Origin of the sequence: Mesorhizobium sp. M7A.F.Ca.US.006.04.2.1, assembly GCF_004022915.1 — a bacterium.
GTDB lineage: Bacteria > Pseudomonadota > Alphaproteobacteria > Rhizobiales > Rhizobiaceae > Mesorhizobium > Mesorhizobium ciceri.
Map to the genome: position 1 here is coordinate 1 of NZ_RZQA01000166.1, position 9,200 is coordinate 9,200.

At 62.9% G+C, this 9,200-nt stretch carries 10 protein-coding genes and 1 pseudogene; 7 read left to right on the plus strand and 4 right to left on the minus strand.

Annotated elements, in window-relative coordinates; translation table 11 throughout:
- The 4 genes and pseudogenes from EN925_RS11560 to EN925_RS11575 form a co-directional block, all read left to right on the plus strand.
- Nucleotides 1-490, plus strand: a pseudogene (locus tag EN925_RS11560) (hypothetical protein); the annotation flags it as partial.
- Between the two features lie 16 nt (nucleotides 491-506).
- Nucleotides 507-893 (plus strand): RNA-binding S4 domain-containing protein, encoded by a 387-nt coding sequence (locus tag EN925_RS11565; protein ID WP_013529181.1) that lies wholly within the window; start codon nucleotides 507-509, stop codon nucleotides 891-893.
- A 234-nt stretch (nucleotides 894-1,127) separates the two neighbouring features.
- On the plus strand, nucleotides 1,128-1,466 hold the full coding sequence (fdxA, locus tag EN925_RS11570) for a ferredoxin FdxA (protein ID WP_013529180.1): 339 nt from the start codon (nucleotides 1,128-1,130) through the stop codon (nucleotides 1,464-1,466).
- Between the two features lie 367 nt (nucleotides 1,467-1,833).
- Nucleotides 1,834-2,415 carry a CarD family transcriptional regulator gene (locus tag EN925_RS11575; RefSeq protein WP_013529179.1) on the plus strand — a complete coding sequence of 194 codons (582 nt, stop codon included), beginning with the start codon at nucleotides 1,834-1,836 and terminating at the stop codon, nucleotides 2,413-2,415.
- A 165-nt stretch (nucleotides 2,416-2,580) separates the two neighbouring features.
- On the opposite strand, the gene EN925_RS11580 is transcribed toward EN925_RS11575, so the two are convergent.
- The gene (locus EN925_RS11580) at nucleotides 2,581-4,350 is read right to left on the minus strand and encodes an ATP-binding protein (protein ID WP_127384601.1); all 1,770 of its coding nucleotides are present in this window, start codon (nucleotides 4,348-4,350) and stop codon (nucleotides 2,581-2,583) included.
- Nucleotides 4,351-4,480: 130 nt separating this feature from the next.
- Here EN925_RS11580 and EN925_RS11585 point away from each other — a divergent pair, with 130 nt between their 5' ends.
- Together EN925_RS11585 and EN925_RS11590 are read left to right on the plus strand one after the other, a co-directional pair.
- Nucleotides 4,481-5,140: a response regulator transcription factor gene (locus EN925_RS11585; protein WP_013529177.1), complete on the plus strand. Its 660-nt coding sequence runs from the start codon at nucleotides 4,481-4,483 to the stop codon at nucleotides 5,138-5,140.
- A gap of 155 nt (nucleotides 5,141-5,295) precedes the next feature.
- Nucleotides 5,296-5,907, plus strand: a complete 612-nt coding sequence (locus tag EN925_RS11590) for a LysE family translocator (protein ID WP_024502939.1) — start codon at nucleotides 5,296-5,298, stop codon at nucleotides 5,905-5,907.
- Nucleotides 5,908-6,088: 181 nt separating this feature from the next.
- Here EN925_RS11590 and EN925_RS11595 read toward each other — a convergent pair whose 3' ends face one another.
- From EN925_RS11595 to EN925_RS11605, 3 genes are all read right to left on the minus strand, one after another.
- Nucleotides 6,089-6,859, minus strand: a complete 771-nt coding sequence (locus EN925_RS11595) for an amino acid ABC transporter ATP-binding protein (protein ID WP_013529175.1) — start codon at nucleotides 6,857-6,859, stop codon at nucleotides 6,089-6,091.
- On the minus strand, nucleotides 6,856-7,536 hold the full coding sequence (locus EN925_RS11600; RefSeq protein WP_013529174.1) for an amino acid ABC transporter permease: 681 nt from the start codon (nucleotides 7,534-7,536) through the stop codon (nucleotides 6,856-6,858). Before EN925_RS11600 ends, EN925_RS11595 begins: the two co-directional genes overlap by 4 nt.
- A 126-nt stretch (nucleotides 7,537-7,662) precedes the next feature.
- Nucleotides 7,663-8,436, minus strand: a complete 774-nt coding sequence (locus tag EN925_RS11605; RefSeq protein WP_013529173.1) for an amino acid ABC transporter substrate-binding protein — start codon at nucleotides 8,434-8,436, stop codon at nucleotides 7,663-7,665.
- A gap of 322 nt (nucleotides 8,437-8,758) precedes the next feature.
- Between EN925_RS11605 and EN925_RS11610 the strand changes: the two genes are divergently transcribed.
- Nucleotides 8,759-9,200 (plus strand): sigma-70 family RNA polymerase sigma factor (locus EN925_RS11610; RefSeq protein ID WP_128336547.1); only part of this gene is annotated, 442 nt, incomplete at its 3' end.

The window sequence follows — 9,200 nt, forward strand, 5'->3', positions numbered from 1 at the left end:
GTTCGAAACGACCCTGACGCCACAACAGGATGGGTTTTGGCGTCAGGGTCGTTTCGAACAGCGCCCGCGCAACCGCGACGACAACCGCAGGAACAATCGCCAACGCAACGGACAAGCGCGCGGCCGAAGCGATGCGCCTGCGGACGCCGGCGCACCGGCCGCCGCTGCACCCGGAGAGCGTCCGGCCCATGAAGGACGGCGCGATGGAGCCGGCAAGCCGCGCTTCGACCGCTCGAAGTTCAAACCCAAGCCGCAGGCCGAAGGCGAACAGCGACGTGACAGGCCGCAGGGCGAGCGCCCGCAGGGCGAGCGTCCCGACCGCCGCGAAGGCCGTCCCGACTGGAAGGGTGGCAGGCCGGATGGCAAGGGTGGTCCGCAAGGCGGCAAGCCCGCCTTCCAGCCAAAGCCGCGCGAGGAGCGCCCGGTGCGTTTCGATCCGGATTCGCCCTTCGCCAAGCTCGCCGCTCTGCGCGACCAATTGAAGAAGTAGAACCCGGCTCGCTTCGATGGTTGCCGAAGGCCGCCAGCGCATCGACAAATGGCTGTTCTTCTCCCGCGTCGTGAAATCGCGCTCGCTGGCGGCGAAGTTGGTCGTCGCCGGCCGGGTCCGCATCAATCGCGACAAAGCAGCGCAGGCTTCCGATCAGGTCAAGCCAGGCGACGTCCTGACCATCACGCTCGAGCGGCGCATCTTCATCTGGAAGGTCCTCGGCGCGGGTGCGCGACGCGGCCCGGCCGAGGAAGCCCGTACGCTCTACGAGGATATGTCGCCACCGCCCGCACCGAAGGGCGAAGCCCCTCCCGATGCAATTCCGGGGCTGCGCGAGGCCGGCAGCGGCCGCCCGACCAAGAAGGAACGTCGCCAGACCGACCGATTGCTCGGCGAAGATTGATGCCTGGCGTCCAAAAACAGGCGGCGCTTGCCAGGATAACGACGTGTTTGAAGCAAAACTGAACCCGGCAAACAGGAAGCCCTGCATGAGGTCGCCGGCCTCTGGAGCGCCGGCTGCCTGGAATTCCATTTCGAAACGCTGATGCCGACAGGAATGGCTGCCCTTGCAAGCAGCGGCCAAAGGCGTTACCTGACGGAAAAAGCCCAACAAAATGGGACGTCCCGGAGCCGACCGATGACCTATGTCGTGACCGACAATTGCATCAAATGCAAATACATGGACTGCATCGAGGTCTGTCCGGTCGATTGTTTCTACGAAGGCGAGAACATGCTCGTCATCCATCCCGACGAGTGCATCGACTGCGGTGTTTGCGAGCCGGAATGCCCGGCCGACGCGATCAAGCCCGACACCGAGCCCGGCCTCGACAAATGGCTGCAGGTCAATACCGAATATGCCGAGAAATGGCCCAACATCACCGCCAAGAAGGAACCGCCGGCAGACGCGAAATCCTTCGACGGCGAGGCCGGCAAGTTCGAGAAATACTTCTCCGCCGAGCCCGGCGAAGGCGATTGACAATACGGCCGCAGAGGCCGGTATTACGCAGGGTAAGAGGCACGTCACATTAACCGGCTTGACAGCCGGCGCCGGGTTGTGGCCTTCGCGTATGCAGCAAAACCTTGATTCTTCCGACTTTTTGTGTTACATCAGCGAAACATGCCGGTGACACAACGTCGATTTATGGCGCAGACGCCCCAAATCACTGAAAGGTGAAAATCCCATTCGGACCAGAGCGATCTGGGCCAGGCGGTCGCGATGTTGCGGTTTGCCGGTCCGGCTTTTCCGATGGGTTCATCTGTTGTGCGGCTAACGGTCGGTTTCTCCGATCGCGCGAGTTCGGGCCGGCAGGACGCCGGTACCACAACAAGGAGTTCAGTGCGCAATGGCAACGATCACCCCGCAGAAGAAGTCCACCGCTGCGCGTCACGGTTTCAAGACCGGCGAGTACATCGTCTACCCGGCGCATGGCGTCGGCCAGATCGTCTCGATCGACGAGCAGGAAGTTGCTGGACACAAGCTGGAACTGTTCGTCATCGACTTCTCGAAGGACAAGATGCGCCTGAAGGTGCCGGTCGCCAAGGCGACCTCCATCGGCATGCGCAAGCTGTCGGAAGAGGATTATGTCGAACGCGCGCTGAAGGTCGTGCAGGGCCGCGCCCGCGTCAAGCGCACCATGTGGTCGCGCCGCGCCCAGGAATATGATGCGAAGATCAATTCGGGCGACCTGATCTCGATCTCGGAAGTCGTGCGTGACCTCTACCGCGCCGACAACCAGCCGGAGCAGTCCTATTCCGAGCGTCAGCTCTACGAGGCGGCGCTCGACCGCATGGCCCGCGAGATCGCGGCCGTCAACCGCATGTCGGAAACCGAAGCCGTGCGCTTGATCGAGGTCAACCTCAACAAGGGCCCTAAGCGTGGCGCCAAGGCCGACAATGAAGAGGCCGAGCAGGAAGAAGCTGCCTGATCTTTCTCACCTTTCGAGAAATCCTGCCAGAAACGATTGGAGGCTCCGGTTTGACCGGGGCCTCTTTTGCTTTCGGGCGGCAGCTTCGATGTTGGTAGGCCCTGCGCACCAGCGTGCTGCATCGCGGCTTGCCGGCGCGCCGAGCCGTCGAGCGCGCGTTTCGTTTTAACGTGTGTCGCCACTTATCGCCTTGCCGCCAAAGCAGACCGCGGCAATGGTCTCGCGCAATTCCTCGTCGGCGATCGGCTTGTGCAGGATGCGGCTGCCGCTGGCGCTGATCTCCTTGAGGCGCGCCGGCGACGTATCGCCAGTAATGATGATGGTCGGGACAAGCCGGCCGATATGGGCGTGAAGCGCACGGATCGCGTCGGTGCCGGTGGTGTCATTCTCGAGACGGTAGTCTGCGATGATCAGGTCGACCGGCGCATCGCCGGCAGCCAGCGCCGCCGTATGGGCCTCCTGCGCCTCTGCGGCGGAGCGGCCGGGATAGACACGATGTCCCTCCAGGCTGAGCAAGCGCACCATGGCATCGAGAACGTCGCCCTCGTCCTCGACCACCATGATGCCGGCGGCACTGCTGGCCGGCGATGTCGTGTCGACCTCCAAGCGAGCTTGCACCGCGCCGGCCTTCGCGACGGTGATGGAAAACAGGGAACCGCGCCCGGACGTCGAAGCCAATTTCAGGGGGTGCCCCAACAGCTCGGCGGTGCGGCGAACGATGGCGAGCCCGAGTCCCAGGCCTTGCGTGCGGTCCCGCGCCGGGTTCTGCAACTGCACGAACTCCTCGAAGACCATCCCCTGCTGATCGGCGGGGATGCCGGGGCCGCTGTCGAGGACCTGTATCTCCACACATGCGCCGCGCCGGCGACAGCCCAGCAGGACACCACCTTGCTTGGTGTAGCGAAGGGCATTCGAGATCAGGTTGTTGAGGATGCGCTTCAACATCATCGGGTCGCTGTCGACGTAGAGACTGCTGTCTACCACGCGCCACGTAAGTCCGCGTTGTTTTGCCTCGGCGGCGAATTCATTGCGAAGATCACCAAAGAGGTCGCGCAGCGGCACCGCCTCGCTCGCGACCGTGACGATGCCCGCATCGAGCCGCGAGATATCGAGCAAAGCGTTGAGCAGCCCACTGAAGTTGCTGACAACCGATTTCGCCCGGCTGGCCAGATCGCGCGCCTCGCCGGAGGGTACGTCGCCGCGCTGCCCCAATATGGCAAGCGTCGAGACCAGCAGGCTCAGGGCATGGATCGGTTGGCGCAGATCGTGACTCGCCGCCGCCAGAAAACGCGTCTTGGCACGGTCGGCGGTCTGCGCCCTGTCGCGTTCCTCTTGCAGGTGCTCGACCAGCGTTTCGTTCTCCAGTCGCAGGCTGACGGTTTCGCGCAGCATGCGGTAGGTGATACGGCAGTAGTAGAAATTGATCGCCACCAGCGATGCGAGCAGGAACAGGAAGGCGCCGGAAATATCGCTTTGGGTGGTCAAGCAGCGCAAGGCGACCGGCACCACCGTGGCCAGGATGGAACCGACCAGCGCCGGCGGAAAGGCCGACAGCGACGGCACCGTACCGCAGACGAGACCAGTCAGGACGATGACCGTGAAGGACAGCACGATCGGCGCCTCGGGCATAAAGCCGACCCAGCCAAGCACCCCCCACAGAAGGCCCGACATACAGGAAAACGCCGTGGCCAGCCATGCCCAGCGCAAGATCGAGCCGCGATCCCTTGAGCGGCTGAAAAAACGGCGCGACGCCAGCACCCGGATAGCCGTCAGCAGATACAGCGCCGCCAGCCAGCCGATCAGCCAATTGGCGGAAACGGCCGTTCTCAGAACATAGACCGCCGCCATCGAGATCACGATGTTGGAGATGACCACGCCGTAGGAATTGCGATACAGGAGTTCGACCAGGGCCTGGCGTATCTTGTCTTCCTGCATCGAATCCCTCCAATTGTCCCAAGTAATTCTCCGGCCGGTCTTCCCCGGTACCGTTGATCTACCGGCAACCTGTTTCGCATAAGTTGGCGATCGATCCATATACGCCGCTGCAGCCCTGGATGGTGCCCCGATGAACCGCTCGCTCACCGCCATACTCGCCGACGACCATGCCATCGTGCGCGAGGGGCTGAAGCTGCTTATCTCGGCTATGGACAATATCTCGGTCGTCGCCGAGGCTGCGGATGGCGAGGCGCTGCTTGGCCAGCTGCGAAGCACGCGCGCCGACCTTTTGATCCTCGACCTCGGCATGCCAGGTGTGACCGGGATGCAGTTTATCGCCACCATCAGGACCTTGGCGCCACGCCTGCGGATCGTGGTGCTGACGGCCAATGTCGAGCCGAGGACAGTACGCGCCGCGCTCAGCGCCGGCGCCAACGCCTACCTGACCAAGGATGGCGATCCAGAGGAACTCGGCGCTGCCATCGAAGCGGTCAAGAACGGAGGCACCTATCTGGCGAAAACCGTTCGCTTCGCGGTCAGCGATATAGGCAGGGAAAGCGAGCCGATAGCCGCGCAGGAAATCCTGTCCCCGGTACCGCTGACGCGGCGCGAACGGCAGATCCTTCAACTGGTGGCGCAAGGCATGATCACGCGCGACATCGCCGAACGACTGGGCATCAGCCTGCCGACCGCTCGCAAACATCGCGAAAATCTGATGGGCAAGCTCAGTCTCCACAACACCGCCGAACTGACCGCCTACGCGGTTCGTCTGGGATTGCCCACCGGCTGATATCGCAGCCGCGACAATGGGCAACCCGGCAACGTCCCCTTAACCATCGGCAGATTAGCCAAACCCGATCATCATCCAAATACGGCATCCGCCGTATGTTTTCGGCCTGCCCCCCGGCCTACTCCTCCCACGGCTTGATCATGGGAGGAGCTGTCATGCCATCGCTGGATCTCTGGATTCCGTTCGCCCTCGCAACGCTCGCCTTCGCCTGCATGCCAGGACCGGCGATTCTCTACATGACAGCGCAGACGCTGGCCCATGGCCGTCAGGCGGGATTGATGGCGGCGCTGGGTGTCCATCTTGGTTGTTACGTGCACATCCTGGCCGCGGCGGTCGGGCTCGCCGCACTGATGGAACACGCGCCGGTCGCTTTCTTGGTGATCCGATGGGCGGGCGCCGCATATCTCATTTCGCTGGGCCTTGCCATGTTCCTGGGCTGGAACCGGATGGGTGAGGATGGTGCCAGGCCGGCCCCGAACACATTTCGCGACAGCATGGTCGTCGAGATCCTCAATCCCAAGACGGCACTGTTCTTCCTGACCTTCCTGCCGCAGTTCGTGGATCCGTCAGCCGGCATGGCCGTCGGGTTGCAGTTCCTCATCCTCGGCATCATCGTCAATCTCATCTTCTCGATGGCCGACCTTGCGGCGGTCGGCATCGCCTCGCTCGCCGTTGGCCGGTTCACTGGCGCCGGATGGGTGATCCCCAAGACATGCGGTTCGATCCTCATCGGACTTGGCGTGGCGCTCGTCAGCCATCATATCTGAACCTGCAAATGAAGAGCCGCGATTTCGGGGGAGATCTGACGGTGAAATTTCAGCGGCTGCTGGCGGCAAGGCCCGATATGCCGAAGGATGGCTGACGGCCTGCTCGCGCATCCGGCAAGATATACCGGAACCGGCGCGCCTTCGGGGCCATCGCCCGAATTCTACAGACCCTAGGCCGCGCCTACCCGCCGCCGCCTTCCTTCTCAGCCTCCTGCTTCAGCGTCGCAATGAACCGCTTCGTCCGTTGCTGCTCCGGATTGTTGAACAGCACCGCGGCCGGTCCCTTCTCGACGACGACGCCGGCATCGAGGAACACCACTTCCTTGGCGATCTTGGAGGCGAGGCGCAGATCATGCGTCGCCATCACCATGGTCGTGCCTTCACTGGCGAGCTTGCCAAGCACGTCGACCACCTCTTGCGCCAGTTCCGGGTCGAGTGCCGAGGTCGGCTCGTCGCAGAGCAGCACTTTCGGCGACGGCGCCAAGGCGCGGGCGATCGCCACGCGCTGCTGCTGGCCGCCCGACAGCGTCGCCGGCCAGGCGTCGGCCTTGTGCGCCATCCCCACCTTCTCCAGCAGAGCCAGCGCCCGCTCGCGTGCCCTCTCAGGCGCCCATTTCAGCACCGTCACCAGCCCTTCCATGACGTTCTCGATCGCGGTGCGATGCGGAAACAGCTGGAAGTTCTGGAACACCATGCCGGTCTGCAGCCGCAGGCGCTGGATATCCCTGGCCGGAACCCTGCCACCAGGATGGAATTCGAGCGTCTCGTCGCCGATGCGCACCGTGCCCGAGGTCGGGATCTCCAGGAGGTTGATGCAGCGCAGCAGGGTGCTCTTTCCCCCGCCCGACGGGCCGACCAGCGCAGTGACGCTGCCTTCGGCAATGGTGACCGTCACGCCCTTCAACACGAGATTGTCGCCAAAGCGCTTTTCGATGTTGCTGAGGCCGATCATGAGCGTGCCTCCAGGAAGCCGCCATAGCGGTTGAGCCGGGTCTCCAGCCGCGTCTGCAAGGCCGACAGCACCGAACTCAGCGCCAGATAGAGGATCGCCGCCTCGACATAGAGGATCAGCGGCTCATAGGTGGTGGCGACGATGCGCTGCGCCGCCTGGAACATCTCCGGCACGGTGATGGCGGCGGCCAGCGACGTATCCTTGACCAATGAGATGAAGGTGTTGGAAAGCGGCGGCACCGCGACCCGGCCGGCTTGCGGCAGGATGGTGCGCCGCATCGCCTGGCTCCAGGTCATGCCGATCGAATAGGCCGCTTCCCACTGGCCCTTCGGCACCGACCCTATGGCCGCGCGGATAATTTCCGACGTGTAGGCGCCGATGTTGAGCGTGAAGCCGATCAACGCCGCCGTGAAGGCGTCGAGCAGGATACCGACCGACGGCAGGCCGTAGAAGATAAGGAACAGCTGCACCAGCAGCGGCGTGCCGCGGAAGATCCAGACATAGAAGCGCACCAGCGCGACCAGCGGTTTCGGACCAAACAGCCGGGCAAGCGCCGCACCCAACCCAACGGTCAGCCCAAGGACGAAGGACAACAGCGTCAGCGGCACGGTGAAGATCAGCGCCGCCCACAACAGCGAAGGCAGCGACTCCAGCATCAGTTGCAGCCAGTGCGGCACGTAAGACCCTCCAAATAAGTCGAGGCTTCGTCGAGGCGCGACATATCACGACAAAAGCGGCGGACCGTCAAAGACGACTCGCCGCTCGATATGTCCTGTGGGCCGCGGAGCGGCCCGCCTCATAGATTACTTCGAAACGTCCTGGCCGAAATAGGTGTCGGAGATTTTCTTATAGGTGCCGTCGGCCTTGATGTCGGCCAGCGCCTTGTTGATCGCCGCGACCAGCTCCGGATCGCCCTTGCGCACGATGACGCCGGAATAGTCGGCGTTTTCCTCTTGCGCGGCGATCTTCACATTGGCGTCGGGCTTGTGCTTCTTGAAGTCGAGGAACGACAGGCTGTCATTGATCGTGGCGTCGGCACGGCCTGTCAGAAGCAGCTGGATCGATTGGTCGAAGCCATCGGTGCCGACCAGCTCGGCGCCGTTCGTTTCGGCCAGCTTGCCGAAATTCGAGGTCAGCGACTGCGCCGACTTCTTGCCCTTGAGATCGGCAAAGGTCTTGATGTCTGTGTTGTCGCCGCGCACGATCAGCACCGCCTTGGAGGCGATGTAAGGATCGGAGAAGTCGTACTTGGCCTTGCGGGCATCGGTGATGCCGACCTCGTTGATGACGGCGTCATAGCGATTGGCGTCGAGGCCGGCGATCAGCCCGTCCCACTTGCCTTCGAGGAATTCGACCTTGACGCCGAGCTTGTCGGCGATCGCCTTGGCGATTTCGACGTCGAAGCCGACCAGTGCGCCCGAAGTGTCATGATAGGTGAATGGCGCATAAGTGCCTTCCGTGCCGACCTTGATGACCCCGGCCTGCTTGATCTGGTCGAGATTGGCGCCGGCATGGCCTGCGGTGACAGCCAAGGCCTGCAGCGTTCCGGCGATGATGAGCGACTTGAGCCATTTCATTTTTCTGTGATCCCGTCCTTGGCCGGCCGACCGGCATATTGTGAGCGCTGGAAACTGACAGATGCAAGCCGAAAAAATAAGGAACAGAATTCCAAAAACAACCAGTTTCTGAAATCGCATACTCAAACTGGCGCTTTCCAGCCGACACCAGAACTGTCGCGGATCATCCCCGGAGCCCGTCGGGCAACACAATCCCGCAGCCACGGTCGCGGAACCTTTCCCGCGCATGGCAGTTCTGGCTGTTCTAGGGCACGGCGCCGCCATTTCAACCCGGGCGCCAGCCAAGTTTGCAAAGTCATCCGCACCACCCAGGGAGCGCCTCATGATGGAAGACACGGCAGGACGGATCATGGTCCGCGCGGCAATGAAGGCTCCCTACCTCGAACGTGACGAAGAGCATCGGCTTGCATTGCTCTGGAAAGAGGACAACGACCAGAACGCGCTGCACAGCATCACCGTCGCGCATATGCGGCTGGTCATTTCCATGGCCTCCAAATTCCGCCATTACGGCCTGCCGCTCGGCGACCTGGTCCAGGAGGGTCATGTCGGGCTGCTCGAGGCCGCCGCCCGCTTCGAGCCGGAGCGCGAGGTGCGGTTCTCGACCTATGCGACATGGTGGATCCGGGCCTCGATGCAGGACTACATCCTGCGCAACTGGTCGATCGTGCGTGGCGGCACCAGCTCGGCGCAGAAGGCGCTGTTCTTCAACCTGCGACGCCTGCGCGCGCGGCTGGCGAATGGCGCCGAGCCACTGTCAAACGCAA